The organism is Sphingomonas sp. Leaf10 (genome assembly GCF_001421245.1).
Taxonomy (GTDB): Bacteria; Pseudomonadota; Alphaproteobacteria; order Sphingomonadales; family Sphingomonadaceae; genus Sphingomonas.
The window spans coordinates 87,748-104,298 of sequence record NZ_LMKE01000006.1 but is presented as its reverse complement, the minus strand read 5'-3'; the positions used below and the strand labels follow the sequence as shown (position 1 = coordinate 104,298).

At 66.2% G+C, this 16,551-nt stretch carries 19 protein-coding genes; 10 read left to right on the top strand and 9 right to left on the bottom strand.

Annotation, left to right across the window (positions count from 1 at the left end):
* Window positions 1-13 precede the first annotated feature (13 nt).
* A complete protein-coding gene (uvrC, locus tag ASE59_RS06960; protein WP_056454223.1) occupies window positions 14-1,945 on the top strand; it encodes an excinuclease ABC subunit UvrC in 1,932 nt (643 codons plus the stop codon).
* Window positions 1,923-2,129: a type II toxin-antitoxin system CcdA family antitoxin gene (locus ASE59_RS06955; protein ID WP_056454221.1), complete on the top strand. Its 207-nt coding sequence runs from the start codon at window positions 1,923-1,925 to the stop codon at window positions 2,127-2,129. Before uvrC ends, ASE59_RS06955 begins: the two co-directional genes overlap by 23 nt.
* A 3-nt stretch (window positions 2,130-2,132) precedes the next feature.
* Here the strand turns inward: ASE59_RS06955 and ASE59_RS19600 are convergent, their stop codons facing one another.
* Window positions 2,133-2,306: a hypothetical protein gene (locus ASE59_RS19600; protein ID WP_156359938.1), complete on the bottom strand. Its 174-nt coding sequence runs from the start codon at window positions 2,304-2,306 to the stop codon at window positions 2,133-2,135.
* Between the two features lie 234 nt (window positions 2,307-2,540).
* On the opposite strand from ASE59_RS19600, the gene ASE59_RS06950 reads away from it, so the two are divergent.
* The 6 genes from ASE59_RS06950 (at window position 2,541) to ASE59_RS06925 (ending at window position 8,219) form a co-directional block, all read left to right on the top strand.
* Window positions 2,541-3,494, top strand: a complete 954-nt coding sequence (locus tag ASE59_RS06950; protein ID WP_056454822.1) for a polysaccharide deacetylase family protein — start codon at window positions 2,541-2,543, stop codon at window positions 3,492-3,494.
* On the top strand, window positions 3,491-4,402 hold the full coding sequence (locus ASE59_RS06945; protein ID WP_082458154.1) for a GNAT family N-acetyltransferase: 912 nt from the start codon (window positions 3,491-3,493) through the stop codon (window positions 4,400-4,402). The genes ASE59_RS06950 and ASE59_RS06945 overlap by 4 nt, the downstream gene beginning before the upstream one ends.
* 161 nt (window positions 4,403-4,563) lie before the next feature.
* Complete coding sequence (locus tag ASE59_RS06940) at window positions 4,564-5,097, top strand: hypothetical protein (protein WP_056454215.1); 534 nt, start codon at window positions 4,564-4,566, stop codon at window positions 5,095-5,097.
* 43 nt (window positions 5,098-5,140) lie between these two features.
* On the top strand, window positions 5,141-5,872 hold the full coding sequence (recO, locus tag ASE59_RS06935; protein WP_056454212.1) for a DNA repair protein RecO: 732 nt from the start codon (window positions 5,141-5,143) through the stop codon (window positions 5,870-5,872).
* A 72-nt stretch (window positions 5,873-5,944) separates the two neighbouring features.
* Window positions 5,945-6,985, top strand: a complete 1,041-nt coding sequence (gene leuB, locus ASE59_RS06930; protein ID WP_056454210.1) for a 3-isopropylmalate dehydrogenase — start codon at window positions 5,945-5,947, stop codon at window positions 6,983-6,985.
* Between the two features lie 127 nt (window positions 6,986-7,112).
* Complete coding sequence (locus ASE59_RS06925; protein WP_056454207.1) at window positions 7,113-8,219, top strand: glycosyltransferase family 2 protein; 1,107 nt, start codon at window positions 7,113-7,115, stop codon at window positions 8,217-8,219.
* Between the two features lie 188 nt (window positions 8,220-8,407).
* Here the strand turns inward: ASE59_RS06925 and ASE59_RS06920 are convergent, their stop codons facing one another.
* The gene (locus ASE59_RS06920) at window positions 8,408-9,667 is read right to left on the bottom strand and encodes a phospholipid carrier-dependent glycosyltransferase (RefSeq protein ID WP_056454204.1); all 1,260 of its coding nucleotides are present in this window, start codon (window positions 9,665-9,667) and stop codon (window positions 8,408-8,410) included.
* A gap of 216 nt (window positions 9,668-9,883) precedes the next feature.
* Here ASE59_RS06920 and ASE59_RS06915 point away from each other — a divergent pair, with 216 nt between their 5' ends.
* The gene (locus ASE59_RS06915; RefSeq protein ID WP_056454201.1) at window positions 9,884-11,110 is read left to right on the top strand and encodes an SAM-dependent methyltransferase; all 1,227 of its coding nucleotides are present in this window, start codon (window positions 9,884-9,886) and stop codon (window positions 11,108-11,110) included.
* Window positions 11,107-11,529, top strand: a complete 423-nt coding sequence (locus ASE59_RS06910; RefSeq protein ID WP_056454197.1) for a hypothetical protein — start codon at window positions 11,107-11,109, stop codon at window positions 11,527-11,529. The genes ASE59_RS06915 and ASE59_RS06910 overlap by 4 nt, the downstream gene beginning before the upstream one ends.
* Window positions 11,530-11,566: 37 nt before the next feature.
* On the opposite strand, the gene ASE59_RS06905 is transcribed toward ASE59_RS06910, so the two are convergent.
* The 7 genes from ASE59_RS06905 to ASE59_RS06875 all read right to left on the bottom strand — a co-directional run bounded on the left by ASE59_RS06905 (window position 11,567) and on the right by ASE59_RS06875 (window position 16,539).
* Window positions 11,567-12,316 carry a helix-turn-helix domain-containing protein gene (locus ASE59_RS06905; RefSeq protein ID WP_056454195.1) on the bottom strand — a complete coding sequence of 250 codons (750 nt, stop codon included), beginning with the start codon at window positions 12,314-12,316 and terminating at the stop codon, window positions 11,567-11,569.
* Between the two features lie 86 nt (window positions 12,317-12,402).
* Entirely contained in the window at window positions 12,403-12,864 is a 462-nt protein-coding gene (locus tag ASE59_RS19075) for a hypothetical protein (RefSeq protein WP_235515669.1), read from the bottom strand.
* A gap of 103 nt (window positions 12,865-12,967) precedes the next feature.
* A complete protein-coding gene (locus ASE59_RS06895) occupies window positions 12,968-13,237 on the bottom strand; it encodes an HPr family phosphocarrier protein (RefSeq protein ID WP_056454189.1) in 270 nt (89 codons plus the stop codon).
* Window positions 13,234-13,641 carry a PTS sugar transporter subunit IIA gene (locus ASE59_RS06890; protein ID WP_056454184.1) on the bottom strand — a complete coding sequence of 136 codons (408 nt, stop codon included), beginning with the start codon at window positions 13,639-13,641 and terminating at the stop codon, window positions 13,234-13,236. Before ASE59_RS06890 ends, ASE59_RS06895 begins: the two co-directional genes overlap by 4 nt.
* Before the next feature lie 23 nt (window positions 13,642-13,664).
* On the bottom strand, window positions 13,665-14,558 hold the full coding sequence (rapZ, locus tag ASE59_RS06885) for an RNase adapter RapZ (RefSeq protein ID WP_056454181.1): 894 nt from the start codon (window positions 14,556-14,558) through the stop codon (window positions 13,665-13,667).
* Window positions 14,555-14,968, bottom strand: a complete 414-nt coding sequence (locus ASE59_RS06880; RefSeq protein WP_056454177.1) for an HPr kinase/phosphorylase — start codon at window positions 14,966-14,968, stop codon at window positions 14,555-14,557. The genes rapZ and ASE59_RS06880 overlap by 4 nt, the downstream gene beginning before the upstream one ends.
* Complete coding sequence (locus tag ASE59_RS06875; RefSeq protein WP_056454172.1) at window positions 14,965-16,539, bottom strand: stimulus-sensing domain-containing protein; 1,575 nt, start codon at window positions 16,537-16,539, stop codon at window positions 14,965-14,967. The genes ASE59_RS06880 and ASE59_RS06875 overlap by 4 nt, the downstream gene beginning before the upstream one ends.
* Window positions 16,540-16,551 lie beyond the last annotated feature (12 nt).

Below are 16,551 nucleotides of genomic sequence, written 5' to 3'. Positions count from 1 at the left end.
TAAATCGGCGGCGATGTCGGAAACACCCAACGCGCCCAATCGCTTCAACGAGGACAAGGCCAGCTTCACCGTGCGCGGGTCGGACGCGCCGGATATCGATGCCGGGATCGCCGCGATCCGCAACGTGCTGGCGACATTGCCGGTGCGGCCGGGCGTGTACCGGATGCAGGATGCGCGCGGCGAGGTGCTGTATGTGGGGAAGGCGCGGGCGCTGAAGAACCGCGTGGCGAACTATACGCAGGTGTCGCGCCTGACCAAGCGATTGCAGCGGATGGTCGCGCAGACGCGGTCGATGACGATCGTCACGACCAATAACGAGGCGGAGGCGCTGCTGCTCGAAGCGCAGCTGATCAAGCGCTATCGCCCGCCGTACAACGTCCTGCTGCGCGACGATAAGTCGTTTCCGTTCATCCTGTTGCGGGCGGATCATGACTTTCCGCGCATCCAGAAGCATCGCGGCGCGCGGCGGGCGAAGGGCAATTATTACGGTCCGTTCGCGTCCGCCGGATCGGTCACGCAGACGCTGAACGCGTTGCAGAAGCTGTTCCTGCTGCGGTCGTGCACCGACGGTTTCTTCAAGACGCGCGACCGGCCGTGCCTGCTGTATCAGATCAAGCGCTGTTCGGCGCCGTGCGTTGGGCGGATCGACGCGCCCGCCTATGCCGAGCTGATTTCCGACGCGAAGGATTTTCTGGCCGGCAAGTCGACCAAGGTTCAGGCGAAGCTGGGCGTGCAGATGCAGGCGGCGGCGGAGGCGATGGACTTCGAACTGGCCGCCGTGTTGCGCGACCGGTTGAAGGCGCTGACCTTCATTCAGGGTTCGCAGGCGATCAATGCGGACGGGGTCGGCGATGCCGATGTGTTCGCGATGGCGTGTCTGGAGGGGGTGATCGGCATCCAGGCCTTCTTCATCCGCGGCGGCCAGAATTGGGGGCATCGCAGCTTTTTCCCGGCGCATACCAACGAGGTGCCCGAGGATGAGGTGCTCTCCGCCTTCCTGATGCAATTCTATGAAGAGGTGCCACCGCCGCGCAACGTCTTCGTCGACCGCGAACTGGCGGAAGGCGAGGTGCTGGCTGAGGCGATGGCCGAGCGGGCCGGGTTCAAGGTCGCGCTGTCGGTGCCGCAGCGGGGCGTGCGGCGGCGGCTGCTCGATCAGGCGAAGCGCAATGCCGAGGAGGCGCTGCAACGGCGCAACGCGGAATCGACGACGCAGGCCCGGCTGCTGCGCGAGGTCGCCGAACTGTTCGAACTGGAGGGGCCGCCCGACCGGATCGAGGTCTATGACAACAGCCATATCCAGGGGACCAATGCGCTTGGCGCGATGGTCGTCGCCGGGCCGGAGGGGTTCCGCAAGGGCCAGTATCGCAAATTCAACATCAAGCAGGCGCAGACCAACGACGACTTCGCGATGATGAAGGAGGTGCTGACCCGCCGCTTCGCCCGCGCGCAGGAGGAGAACCCCGATCGCGAAACCGATCGCGACGGCAATGGCTGGCCCGACCTGGTGCTGATCGACGGTGGCAAGGGGCAGTTGAGCGCGGCGAAGGCGGTGCTGGAGGATCTGGGCATTGAAGATGTGTACATGGTCGGCGTGGCGAAGGGGCCGCACCATGGCCGCGACGGGCGCGAGGTGTTCCACCTGATGGACGGGCGCGAGCTGACGCTGCCGGTCAATTCGCCGGTGCTGTTCTATCTGCAAAGGCTACGCGACGAGGTTCACCGCTTCGTCATCGGCGCGCATCGCGACAAGCGGTCGAAGGCGATCGGCGCGAGTCCGCTAGATGAGGTGCCGGGCATCGGGCCGGCGCGGAAGAAGGCGCTGCTGATGCATTTCGGCACGGCGCGGGCGGTGCGTAACGCCAGCCTCGCCGATCTGCAAAAGGCGCCGGGGGTCAGCAAGGCGATGGCGCAGGGGGTCTATGACTATTTCCACGCCCGCTGAACCGGTCGCGGTCGACGCGGACTTGCTGGCCCGTGCGCGGGCGGCGGGGGTGGATGTCGCCGCGACGTGCCGTGCGGCGCTGGTGCGGGCGATCGAGGAGGCCGCGCTGGCGGTGCAGCGGGCGGAAAATGCGGCGGCGATTGCGGAGTGGAACGACTGGGCCGGGTCACCGCCGGGCGGGTAATCGTTACGCCATCGCCCGTTGCAGGAAGCTGCGCATCGCGAGCCAGCGTTGCGCTTCGCCATGATCGCCGCGACCGATCGCGCCGGCGGTTTGCGCGGCGGCGACTTGCAGCGCGTTTCGACCATGTTGCGCGATCAGGAAGATCGCGTCGGTTCGATCGATGTCGTCGATCATCATGCCTCCGATATGGTTTAAATTCGGTCGCGTAACGGATCGTCGGGCGATCCTGTTCCAACGATCGCCGGTCGTAAAACGGTGCAATTGCGCGATATGTTCGCGCCGTCTACGTAACGATCCAGCCGATGCGCGGGGGGTGATGGTTAACGTTCGATCGGTCCGCGGCGTACTGAGCCATCCGAAGAATACCCGCGATTTCACCGGATGTTTACGCGCGGCGGGCAGGACAGCGGTATGACGACCCCCGTCTTTCTGACGATCGATACCGAATTGATGTGGCGGCACCATGCCGCCGATCTGCCGGCCGATACCGTGGTGCAGCGGTCGCTCGAACCCGCCGGGGTCGGGGTGGCGTGGCAGCTTGAACGGTTGCGTGCGTACGGATTAAAGGCGTGCTTCTTCGTCGATCCGCTGCCCGCGCGGCTCTATGGCATGGCGGCGATCGCGCCGACCGTCGAGGCGATCCTGGCGGCGGGGCAGGAGGTGCAGTTGCACCTGCATCCCAATTGGGCGCGGGCATCGCTGGACGACCGGCGCCGGGCGCATGTGTTCGAACTGGTCGACCTGTCGCGGCAGGAACAGCAGGCGTTATTGGGGGAGGCGCGCGACCTGCTGCGGGCGGTCGGTGCCCCCGATCCGGTTGCGTTCCGCGCGGGCAGCTATGGTGCGAACGACGTGACGCTCGATGCGCTGACCGCACTCGGCTTTGCGTATGACAGTAGCCATAACGGCGCGCACCATCCATGGCCGAGCATGATCGCCCTGTCGCCGGACGTGATCGCGCCGGTCGCGCATCGCGGGCTGGTCGAGGTGCCGGTGACGACCATCGCCATGCCGGGCGGCGGGCGGCGGCATTTCCAGATCTGCGCGCTGTCGGCTGCCGAGATGCGCGCGGCACTGGCCCATGCCGCGGCGCAGAACCATGCGGCGGTGACGATCGTCAGCCATGGCTTCGAACTTGCCAACCGGAGCGGTACGCGCGCGAACCGGGTGCATGTCCGGCGGTTCGAGGCGCTGTGCCGCACGCTTGCGGCGCAGGCCGATCGCCTGCCGACTACCTATTTCCGCGACCGTCCGACGCTGCGGCTGGGGCAGGACGACCGGCCGCTTCCGGCCAGCGCGATCAGGACGCGGTGGCGGCAGGTCGAGCAACTCTGGTCGAACCTGATCGAGGAACGCGCGGCATGACGCAGGTTCAGCCCTGGCCGATCAAGTTCCAGATCGGGGCACGGACGTTGTGGTCGGTGCGACGGCGGCTGGTGCGCGTGCCGATGGAGTTACGCGACGTGCTGGGGGGGGAGGTGCCGGTGCTGCCGCCGCTGCCCAAGGGGGCGGATGGCTGGTCGGTGACCTCGCTGCCCGAACCGCTGATGCCGGCGGTCGTGGCGGAGGCGGGGATCGTGTTCGTCCGGCAACGCTATACCCGCTATCATACCGACCTGACGATCGGGTTCGATACGTGGTTCGCGGGGCTGTCGGGCAATGCGCGCTCCAGCCTGAAGCGCAAGCGCAAGAAGCTGGCTGAGGTGGGCGAGGGCGCGTTGGAGGTGCGTTGCTATCGTACCGCGCAGGAATTGGCGGAGTTTCATGGGCTGGCGCGCCGGGTGGCCGAGCGGACCTATCAGGAGAAACTGCTCGGCGCCGGTTTGCCCAGCGACGTGCCGTTCCGGGCGGTAATGCAGGGCAAGGGCGCGCGGGGCGAGGCGTTCGGCTGGCTGTTGTTCGTCGGCGGGTCGCCGATCGCGTATCTATATTGCCCGATGAGCGGGGGCGATGTTCGCTACGACTATGTCGGGCACGATCCAGCTTGGGGCGAATGGTCGCCGGGCAGCATCCTGCATCTGGAGGCGTTCCGCACGCTGTTCGCCGAGCCGGCGGCGCTACGCTTCGATTTTACCGAGGGCGAGGGGCAGCACAAGCGGCAGTTCGCGACCGGGGGGACGGCGTGTGTCGACCTGCTGTTGTTGCGCGACAGTCGGGCCAATCGGGCGACGGTGCGAGCGTTGCAGGCGTTCGATGGGGTGGTGGAGCGGGTGAAGCGTGCTAGGGACTGGCCGGTGGTGGGGGGGCTGGTGGCCCGGGTGCGGCGGGGGTAGCGTCGGCGCACCCTCACCCTTCCCACCCGGCTGCGCCGGGCGGGCCCCTTCCCTCTCCCAGCGGGAGAGGGAGGGAGCGGCAGCGCCGCGGAAGGGTGAGAGTGTCTCGTCCGGAGGCAAATGCGGTGTTGAATGCGTTGCCAGTTTCCGAAAGCGAAACCATGTCGCTGACCTTGCCACCAAATTTTGCCGCAATACGGTTCCGTCGGGAGCGGACCATCGGATGTTCCGTACTGCTGCCATTTCTTCTGACCGGTTGTTCCTATTCCTACGATCTGAAGGCTATCGTGCGAGACGGGCGACTGGCATTCATCGTCGACCCTTCGTCGCGTCGTGACGCGAACTGCGTGCGTAATATTACCGTTTCGGCTGAGAATGGCGAGGCAGCCGCCGGTTCGGATGACGACCGGCAAGTCGTCGAAAACGGTGCGTTCTGGGAGGAAGAAACGCGGGTTACCGATTGTCGGAACCAGTTTCCTATCCTGTACGGACAGCCCCTGCAGGGGGAGCCGTTCCAGCGACCCATCGTAGCGCCCAAGCCGCTTCGCATCGGCGTTATTTATTCCGTCGGGACCAGCAGTAGTGGTTCGGGCTATGGCGCCGGTCGATTTCGGATTCGTCGGGATCGTACTGTCGAAAACCTGCCGCTGGTCGACATGACGGCCGGTCTCGAAGAGCCAGCGAACGGCATCTGATCGCCGTCTACGTCCGTCTGGCAAACCCTGTTAGACCAGCCCGATGCACCTCAACACCACCGCCATCCTGCTCTCCGCCCGCCCGCATGGCGAGCATGGCGCGGTCGTTCGCGCCCTGACGGCCGAGGCTGGCGTCCAACCCGGATACGTCCGCGGCGGGCGGAGTCGGGGGATCCGGCCGGTGTTGCAACCCGGCAATATCGTGCGCGGCGACTGGCGGGCGCGGAGCGATACGCAGTTGGCGGCGCTTACGGTAGAACTGGTCGAGAGCCGCGCGCCGTTGTTCGCCGAGCCGGTGCCGGCGGCGGCGATCGACTGGATGTGTGCGCTGACCGCCTATGCGCTGCCCGAAGCGCAGCCCTATCCGCGCATTTATGCAGCGCTCGACGGGCTGTTCGCGGCAATTGCGGCGGCACCGGCGGCGCGGGCGTGGATCGGGGCGCTGGTGCGGACCGAGTTGTTGATCCTGTCCGAACTGGGCTTCGGGTTGGCGCTCGACGAATGTGTCGCGACCGGCGCGCGCGATGACCTGACCCATGTCAGCCCCAAGAGCGGCGGCGCGGTGTCGCGCAGGGCGGCGGTCGGGCTGGAGCATCGCCTGTTGGCCCTGCCGGCGTTTCTGGCGGAGGGCGGGCCGGCGAGCTGGGACGCGGCGTTCGACGGCCTTGCGCTGTCGGGTCATTTCCTGGCCCGCGACCTGCTGGGGGGCAGGGGGCAGGACGTGCTGGCGGCGCGCGCGCGGCTGGTCGAGCGATTGAAAAGGACGGTTGCGTGACCCGCCCGGCTTGGGGCAGGGGCTTTTGCCGATGAAACGCGCAATCTTCGTGCGCGAAACAGGAATGACGTAATGGCCTTGATCGCGATACTGCCCGGCGACGGGATCGGACCGGAAGTGGTGGCGGCGGCGCGCCGGGTGCTGGATGCGCTGGGTCTGGACCTGACGTTCGAGGAAGCACCGGTCGGCGGCGCGGCGTACCGCGCGCACGGCCATCCGCTGCCGCCGGCGACGCTCAATCTGGCGAAGCGCGCCGATGCGGTGCTGTTCGGCGCGGTCGGCGATCCCGAATTCGACAATGTCGCGCGCGAGCATCGCCCGGAACAGGCGATCCTGGGCTTACGCAAGGCATTGGGCCTGTTCGCCAATCTGCGCCCGGCCAAACTGTTCGCCGGGTTGGAGGATGCGTCGGCGCTGCGGCCCGAAGTTGCCGCCGCGATCGACATGGTAATCGTGCGCGAGCTGACCGGCGACGTCTATTTCGGGGAGAAGGGCCGGCGAATGAACGGCGATGCGCGTCAAGGATATGACGTGATGAGCTATGACGACAACGAGGTCGAACGGATTGCTCGCGTCGCTTTCGAAACGGCCCGTACCCGCAAACGCCGGCTATGTTCGGTTGACAAAGCCAACGTGCTTGAAACATCGCAGCTGTGGCGCGATGTCGTGAATGATATTCACGCCGACTATTACGACGTCACGCTGACGCACATGTATGTCGACAATGCCGCGATGCAGTTGGTGCGCAATCCGGGGCAGTTCGACGTGATCGTCACCGGCAATTTGTTCGGCGATATCCTGTCGGATCAGGCGAGCATGTGCGCAGGGTCGATCGGCATGCTGCCCTCCGCCGCGATCAATCAGGACAAAAAGGGGCTGTACGAACCGATCCACGGTTCGGCACCCGATATCGCCGGGCAGGGCAAGGCGAACCCGCTGGCGACGATCCTGTCGGCGGCGATGATGCTGCGCCACTCGCTGGGGGAAGCGCAGGCTGCGGACCGGATCGAGGCGGCGGTGACGGCGGCGCTGGTCGCCGGGCATCGGACGCCCGATCTGGGCGGGACCGCGACGACGGGGGATATGACGAACGCGGTGTTGGCGGCGTTGTGATTTGCGTTAACCGGCTCCCCCCCCAGAAAAGGGAGGGGTTGGGGGTGGGTAGGCCGGTTGTGGAACGCTTACCTTCCCTCGCAGGCCGACCCACCCCCGACCCCTCCCTGCCAGGGAGGGGAGAAGGGTGACCCTCAACCTTGCCATCGTCGTCCCCGTGTTCAACGAGCGCGGCAATGTGCCGCTGCTGATCGCGGCGCTCGATACGGCGTTGGCGGGACTGACGTGGGAGGCGATCTTCGTCGACGACGACAGCCCCGACGGCACCGCCGACGTGGTGCGGGACATCGCCCGCCGCGACCCGCGCATCCGCGTGATACAGCGCATCGGCCGGCGCGGGCTGTCGACCGCCTGTATCGAGGGGATGTGCGCCACCGCCGCGCCGCTGGTCGCGGTGATCGACGGCGACCTGCAGCATGACGAGGCGCTGTTGCCGCGCATGGCGGCGGCGCTTCGCGACGATCCGACGCTCGATCTGGTGATCGGGTCGCGCTTTGTCGCGGGCGGCGGGACCGGGGCATGGGATGCCGATCGCGTCGCCAAGTCCGCGCTGGCCACCCGCCTGTCGCGCCGCGTGCTGAAGGCCGACCTGTCCGATCCGATGAGCGGGTTCTTCATGATCCGCAGCGATGTGGTGCGCGGCGTGGCGCCGCGGCTGTCGGGGATCGGGTTCAAGATATTGCTCGATATCCTGACCGCCGCGCCGGAGCCGCTGCGCTTCGTCGAACTGCCCTATGTGTTCCGGACGCGCGCGGTGGGGGAGAGCAAGCTCGACCATGTCGTGGCGCTCGAATATCTGATCGCGCTGTACGACCGGATGTTCGGGCGGGTGGTGCCGGTGCGCTTCGTCATGTTCTCCGCGATCGGTGCGGCGGGGGCGATCGTGCATCTGGTGGCGCTGGGGTTGCTGCTGGAACTGGGCGGCGGGTTCGTGGCCGCCACGGTTTTCGCAACGATCGTCGCGATGACGTTCAATTTTTTCCTGAACAACCACCTGACCTATCGCGACCGGCGGCTGCGGGGGATGCGGGCATTGCTCGACGGCTGGGTCTCGTTCTGCGCGGTGTGTTCGGTGGGGGCGGTGGCCAATGTCGGGCTGGCGGCGTTCCTGTACGATGTGCGCGGAGGAGCATGGGCGCTGCCGGCGCTGGCGGGAATCGCGGTCGGGGCGGTATGGAATTTCGCGCTGTCGTCGCGCTTTACGTGGGGGCGGTATGGCCGGCGCGTGGCTTAGGTTTTACGCGAAGGCGGCGAGTAGATTTGCGCGCAAAGGCGCAGAGGACGCAAAGAGGCTGCGCCCGCCGCGACAGCGGCGTTCAACCGATATGGGTAGAGAAATGACGATCTTCCGATCGCAACCCCTTGGCGTCCTTTGCGCCTTTGCGCGCAATCAACCCTTTGCACGCTTGCGCATGAACCCAATCAACGCCAGCTGTCGAACCACATCCAGCGATTGAACGCCTGCGGTCCCGAAAGCGATGCGGCGGAGAGCACCGGGTAGAAATAGACGAACAACATGATCGCGGGCAGCGCGAACCATTCGTCGGCGCGGGCGAGGCGGCCTTTCGCATGGGCGTGGAACGCGGCGGCGAGCGCGAGGCACAGCCAGATGCTCGAGAGATGGTAGTAATAATAGAAGCCGAGCGATTTGGGGATCACTGCCCATACCGCCAGCGACCCGACCCATAGCAGCCCGACCCCCAGCAGCGCCGGCGCGCGCCGTTTCCATCCGGTCCACAGGCACACCGCGACCGCCAGCAATCCGCCCCACATGATCGCCGGATTGCCGAGCAGCAGCACCCCGCGCTGCACCCCGTCATCGGGTTCGTAGAAATACCAGATCGGCCGGGCCAGCAGCGGCCAGCTCCACCAGCTCGATTGATAGGGGTGTGCCGCCAGCACCTGCGTCTGACGTTCGTACATGTCCCACTGGAACGGGAGCAGGCGCGCGAGGGTGAGCGGTTCGGAGGCGTAGAAGAAGGCGGGGGCGAAGGTCGCGAAATAGGTGGCTATGCTAACCAGCCCGAGGATCGCCAGTGCCGGAATCAGCCGCAGCCCCCGCCAGTAATCGCGCCCGCCGCTCTTGCCCCAGATCAGCAGCAGACCCGCGCCCGCGACATAGGGCACGGCCGCCCATTTCACCCCGACCGCCAGCCCGAACAGCATGGCGGCCAGTGCCAGTCGCGGTGCCGGCCGCCCGCGCATCGACCAGAGCAGCGCCGCGATGGCGAGCGTGACGAAGGCGCCGAGATACACCTCCAGCATTGCCGTGCGCGCCTCGACCAGCAAGGTCTGGTTGAGGATCGCCATTGCCGCGCCGAATGCCGACACATGCGCCCGCCGGAACAGCAATTGCAGGATGGCAAAGACGCCGAGCACGCTCGCCGTCCCCGCCAGTGTTCCCATGATCCGCCAGCCCCACGGATTGTCGCCGAGCAGCAGGATGCCGCCGGCGATCAGTTCCTTGGCGACCAGCGGATGTTCGGGATTGGCCGGATAGGCGAGCGTCAGCAGGATGCGCGCGGCGGGGACGTAATGGATTTCGTCGAACGACAGCTTGCCCGGCCGCCCGAGACCCCATGCGAACAGCAATTGCGCCGCCACGCCGATCAGCAGCGCGGTGGTCCAGGGGCGATCGCGCAGGCGGGAGAGCATAGGGGGCGTGTAGCGGAACGTCCGCATCAAGCAAATCCTCCCCGCCCGCGGGGAGGGGGACCGCCGCGAAGCGGTGGTGGAGGGGGATCGCGGCGCAACGCAACGGTTCCGAATGCGGCCAACCCCCCTCCACCATGCTGCGCATGGTCCACCTCCCCGTGCCGCGGCGGATTCAGATATGCCGATCATTGTTTCGAATACGTCGCCCATGACTTGCCACATTCGGTCCCTAACGGACTGTTCATGGCACTGATCGATACGTTTCTGTCCCGCACCGTCCGTCGCGGTACGCTTTCCCTGACCCACGCCGATGGCCGTACCGTCAGTTTCGGCAGCCTCGATCCGGCCTTTCCCGACGTCGCGATCCGCTTCACCCGGCCCGGCGTCGCCGGCCGTATCGTCCGCCACCCGGCGTTGGGCGCGGCGGAGGCGTATATGGACGGCGAACTGGTCATCGATCGCGGCGACATTCGCGATCTGGTCGAACTGCTGACCGGCAATACGCCATGGGGCCGGGGCGGCGGATTGCGGCCGTCGCTGCCGATCCGCCTGTTCGATGCGGTCCGCCACCGCATCGACCGGGTCAACATGGCGCGCCGGTCGAAACGCAACGTCGCGCATCATTACGACCTGTCGGACCGGCTCTACGCGCTCTTCCTCGACAGCGACCTGCAATATAGCTGCGCCTATTTCACCGATGCCGACAACGGGCTGGAACGGGCGCAGGCCGACAAGAAGGCGCATATCGCCGCGAAACTCGCGATCCGGCCGGGGATGCGCGTGCTCGACATCGGCTGCGGCTGGGGCGGGATGGCACTGTATCTGCACGAGAAGACCGGCGCCGAGGTGCTGGGCGTCACCCTGTCCGAAGAGCAGATCAAGGTTGCGCGCCGTCGTGCCGAAGCGGCCGGCGTCGCCGACAAGGTCAAGTTCGAGCTGATCGACTACCGCCACGTCACCGGCCGGTTCGACCGGATCGTGTCGGTCGGCATGTTCGAACATGTCGGCCCGCCGCAATATGGCGCGTTCTTCCGCAAATGCCGCGAGTTGCTGACCGATGACGGCGTGATGCTGCTCCACACCATCGGTCGGATGGGCGTGCCGGGCGTCACCGACACCTTCACCACCAAATATGTCTTCCCCGGCGGCTACAATCCGGCGCTGTCGGAAATCGTGCGCGGCTATGAAGGGACCAAGCTGATCGCAAGCGATATCGAGGTGCTGCGCGTCCATTATGCGCTGACCATCGATCACTGGTATGCGCGCACCGTGGCGGCGAAGGACCAAATCGTCGCGCTGTACGACGAGAAATTTTACCGCATGTGGACCTTCTACCTCGCCGGCGCCGCGGCGGCGTTCCGCCATGGCGGCATGGTCAATTACCAGGTGCAGCTGACCCGCGACCGCTGGGCGCTGCCGCTGACGCGCGATTATATGGTTGAGGAAGAACGGCGGCTGCGGGGCATATGACCGAAAAGTTGACCAGTGGTGCGATGGAGGTCGTCAATCGCAACGCGCTCGTGACGGTGGCTTTGGGACGAGGCTACAACGTCTTCTTTCCTGTCCACGACAACGGTATCGATCTTCTTCTGTTGAGCGAGGCGACGGGGGAGGTTCGGCTGGTACAGCTGAAGAGCCGCTGGACGATCGACGTCAAATATGGTGGACGGAATATCTGGATTGCATTTCCCGACAGTGGCGAGTGGTATGTCGTGCCGCACGATGAGTTGGTCTTGATCGGCGAAAAGCACACCAAGACCAAAAGCTGGGCCAAGGGCAGCTACAGCAAAGCGCCGATCAGCGTGGCCGATCGCCTGGCGCTCGAACCCTATCGGTTTGGCGACCCGCAGCAAATTCAGGAGCGTGCGATCGAACAGGCGACGGACTGATCGGCTCGCCGCCGGCATCACCGTCGCCCGATGACGATCAGCCGACGGTGATGCCGACGACCTTCCACTCCGCCGCTTCCTGATCGAGCATCACCGTTTCGACCTGCTCGCCACCCTCGGCGAAGCGGGTGCGGAACTTGACCGATTGGTAGCCATAGGGCGGGGCGGGGACATATTCCTGCCCGATCAGCGTCCGCGACACGACCGGGCCGAGCGGGGTGCGGACCTTTTCCGATACATCGGCCCAGACCTGCTCGGTATTCAGCTTGCGGAAGGCGACGCCGAACCGGCGATAGCTGTCGGTCCATCGCCCCTGATCGACCAGTTCGAGGAACGCGCGCGCCGCGTCGGGAGCCGGCGTGGCGGGTGCGGTAGCGGGCGGCGGGGCCGGCGTCTGCACCGTTGCGGGCGTCAGGGTGAAGGCCAGCAGGCCGAGGGTGAGGGTCATGGCACAAGCTCCGATCCAGAACCGGGGCGAGCCGACGGACCGCCCCGCGCCGTCGTGCGGCGTGGTTCCGACATCGGTGGCGCGGTCGCCGACGTCGTCCCCGTTTCTGTTGTCCGCAAGATTTTCGGGGGTCGCGCCCTCCGCCTCGAACAGCATCCGCGCCGCCTCGCGACTGCTCGACACCGCCAGCTTGCGCCGCGCGTCGCGCAGGCGTTCGTTGATGGTGTGGACCGACAGGCCAAGCGTCACCGCGACCGACTTCGCATCATGCCCGCGCACGATCAGGCGCAGCGTCTGCTTTTCCTTGTCGGTCAGGGTGGTGAGGGCGGGGTGGGTCATGGGGTCCGGCCTATGGCCGGGGCGCGGGTGCGGCCACCCCTAAAAATTTGTATAATGCAATTCGAATAGTTCTGTAGGGCGAACTGCTAATCGACCGCGCCCGTCGTCCACTGGGGTCTTTTAAGTTCTTTGCCAGCCAGCATATCGCGAACGAAATTCAGACGATCGCCAAGGAATTCCGTCAGGTCATTCCGCTCGTCCAGCGTCGCTTCCCGACCCTCAATTTCGTTCGCCAGATTTTCAAGTACTAGTTTGGATGCGGCGAGGTTGCCACTGAGCGCTATCAAGTATCTTGGAATAGAGCGGCTCCCTTGATCGTCGAGTTCATATATCGGGAAGCGGCCTATTTCATCGATCACACCCGAAAATGACAGTGCCGCTCCTCTAAGGGTAAGAGAAACCGGTAAAAAATTGGGGGTTGTGCGATGATAGCTTTCCAATACCCCAAAGCCGTTCAAAAGCAGACGTTTTGCAGCTTTGCGCAACTGGCGCTTGCGATGCCATATCGGCACAAAGGCGGTGAAATAGGTTACGAGCAACGCGAGCATTGCGCCGAAGAACTGCGCCCACCCAGCGAGCTTGTCGTGCGCTTCCAGCCAACTGAAAAACCGCTCATTGACGACATTTTATCCACGTTTCGCAGTAGGCTCGTCAATCCTCGCCAAAGCGGTCCTCGACCAGTTGCGCGAGTTGCCCGACCACCGCCTCGGCGCCATCGCCCGACGCGCTGATCGTGATATGGTCGCCCTTGGCGGCGCCCAGCATCATCAGGCCCATGATCGACGTGCCGGTGACGCACGATCCGTCCTTTTCGACGCTCACCTCGATCGGTTGCGCGGCGGCCATCGTCACGAACTTGGCGGAGGCGCGGGCGTGCAGGCCGCGGCGGTTGGTGATCTGTACGGTGCGCGAGGTGGTCATGCCGCTGCTTCCCCCAGAACCTCGCTGGCGACCGAGATATATTTGCGACCCGCCTCGCGCGCGGCGGCGACCGCTTCGGCGACCTTCATCGCCTTGCGCGCGCCGCCCAGCCGGATCAGCATCGGCAGGTTGATGCCGGCGATCACCTCGATCCGGCCGGTTTCCATCAGCGATATGGCAAGGTTGCTGGGCGTGCCGCCGAACAGGTCGGTCAGCACGATCACGCCCTGACCCGCATCGACCGCGGCGATGGCGGTGGCGATGTCGGCGCGGCGTTCCTCCATGTCGTCCTCGGGACCGATACACACCGTCTCGATCCGCTCCTGCGGGCCGACGACATGCTCCATCGCAACGACGAACTCCTGGGCAAGACGACCATGCGTCACCAAAACCAACCCGATCATGTTCGTCGTCGTTCCTACATCCGTCATCGTGCGCGCCGTGCGCCTTCCAGCGAGTCCTGCGGCGCGGTGCCGAGATCGCGATGTTCTATCGTGGGCGAAAATCCTTGTTCGCGCAACCATGCCCCCATGCGTTCGGCGACATGGACCGACCGGTGTCTCCCACCGGTACAGCCGAACGCGATGGTAACATAGGATTTGCCCTCCGCCTTGTAGCGCGGCAGCAGCGTCGCCAGCATCGTCTCGAACGAGGCGATGGCGGCGTCATAGGCCGGATCGGCCCGGACATAGGCGGCGACATCGGCGTCCAGCCCGGTGCCGGGCCGCAGGACCGGGTCCCAGTGCGGATTGCGCAGGAAGCGCATGTCGAGCACGATATCGGCGTTGCGCGGCACGCCGCGAGCAAAGCCGAACGACAGCACCGACAGCACCGGATCGGCGCTGCCCGGCGCGGCAAAGGTCTCCCGCACCCATTCGGCCAGCGCGTTGCGGGAGAAATGGGTGGTGTCGAGCAGTCGATTGGCAAAGGCACGCAGCGGTTCGAGTACCTCGCGTTCGGATTCGATCCCGTCGGCGGCGGTGCGATCGGTCGCCAGCGGATGGCGGCGGCGCGTTTCGTTATAGCGGCGCTCCAGCTCGGCCTGGCTGCTGTCGAGAAACAACACGCTGACACCCAGATCGGGGCGGTCGCGGATCGCGCTGACGATCGCTTCCGCATCGAAGCCGCGCGTCCGGGTGCCGATGCCGATCGCCAGTCGCCGTTCGGCATCGGCCGGGCTGGCGGCGATCAGATTGCCGAGCAGCCGCAACGGAAGGTTATCGACGATATCCCAGCCGCTATCCTCCAGCGTCTTGAGCACCGTCGATTTGCCCGCCCCAGACATGCCGGTGACGAGCAGGATATCGGCATGGCGCATCATCGGAGAATCCTGTCGAGCATGAGGGCGATCTTGGCGGGTGCCGAGGCTTCGAGCAACGCCAGTCTGTAGGCGGGAATGGCGATCCCGGCGATAACCCGCGTTGCCGGTTCGGGCATGCGGTCGGGCGTGCCGGCCTCGATGAACAGCGCGACGCGGACGCGCGGCACGGTCGGTCGGTCGATGATACCGATCCCGCGCACCTCGATCCGGCCGGCGATGGTGGCGGGGGCGGTCGCGTGGAGTTCGCCACCATTGGCATGAAGCAGCGTGTAATCGTCGCTGACCAGCACCGCACCCCGATCGATCAGGCGCAGCGCAAGGTCCGATTTGCCCGATCCAGACGGGCCGGCGATCAGCACGCCCATGCCGCGCATCGCGACACAGCCGGCATGGATCGGCGGTTCGTTCATGCGCCGGCGATCGGCAGCTGCACGACGAAGCGCGCGCCTTCGTGGGCATCGCGACGTGATTCGGCGGCGATCATACCACCATGCCCTTCGACGATGGTCCGGGCGATGGCAAGGCCGAGGCCGGAATGCTGGCCGAACGCTTCCCCACCGGGGCGGACCGAATGGAAGCGGCGGAACACCGCCTCGCGCTGTTCGGGGGGTACGCCAGGGCCATCGTCGGTGACCTCGATCTCGACCAGATCGCCGTCATTGCCGCCGCCGATCCGCACTTTGCCACCCGGCGGCGAGAAGGAGATGGCGTTGTCTATCAGGTTGGCGAACACCCGCTCCAGCCGCGCGCCCTCGCCATGCACCACCAGCGGATCGTCGCCGTCGCGCTCAAAATGCAGGGTGACGCCGCGCTCGATGCCGCGATCGACGCGGTAGGTGACCAGCGCCGCGATCAGCGCCGCCAGATCGACATCCTCGAACTTCGCCCGTGCCAATTGCGCGTCGAGCCGCGAGGCGTCGGAGATATCGGTGATCAGCCGGTCGAGCCGATGGACGTCGTCCTGCACGATCGCCAGCAGCTGGTCGCGCAGATCGGGGTCCCTGACCGTCGCCAACCCATCGACCGCCGATCGCAGCGAGGCGAGCGGGTTCTTCAATTCATGCGTCACGTCGGCGGCAAAGGCTTCGGTCGCGTCGATCCGGCTGCGCAGCGCCCCGGTCATGTCCGACAGCGCGCGGGCGAGCATCCCGATCTCGTCGCGGCGGCTGGGCAGGCGCGGCACGACGACCTCGCGGTCGCGGCCCAGCCGCACCCGGATCGCGGCGCGCGCCAGCATCCGCATCGGCCGGACGATGGTGCGGGCGAGGAACAGCGACAACAGCACCGACAGCAGGAACGCGACCGCGAGCACCAAGCTCAACCGCGCGCGTTCGGTTCGCACCGTCTGGGTAATGTCGCGGGCGTTGACCGTCGCCATCAGCACCCGGTCCTCGGGCAGCGGCGCGGCGGCGGTGACCACCGGCGTCCGGTCGGGCGCGCGCCATACCGTCGCCGCCGTGCCGCCGGTGGTGCGGACCGTCACCACGTCGGGCCAGCGCAGGCCGCGACCCGGCGCACGCTCGCGGTACAGCGGGTCGCGATCGTTGCGCACGACGGTATCGATCACCGCGTCCAGCGCGCGGGCGGCATCCTGTTGCCAGCCATCCTTGTCGGGATCGAGCAGCTGGAAATTGCGCACCCCCAGTTGTCGGCTGTCGGCGACCAGCCGCCCGCGCCGGTCGTAGATGCGCAGCCGCAGACCCGATTTGCGCGCAAAATTGACCATTTCGTCGGTGCGTTCGTCGGGCGACAACAGCGTCAACGCCTCGGCGATCAGCCGCACCTCGCGCTCGGCCTGCGCGACGCGCCCGTCGACTATCCGCGCGCGATAGCTGTCGAGATAGAAGAAGCCGCCCGCCAGCAGCGCGAGGGCGAAGATGTTGACGAACAGGATGCGGGGCGTGAGCGACACGCGGCCCGACCAGCGCAGCGACAGAGCGCCTTCGTCGACGGGGCGATCGAGGGGTTCAGCGGTGGGCATGTTTCTCCCCTC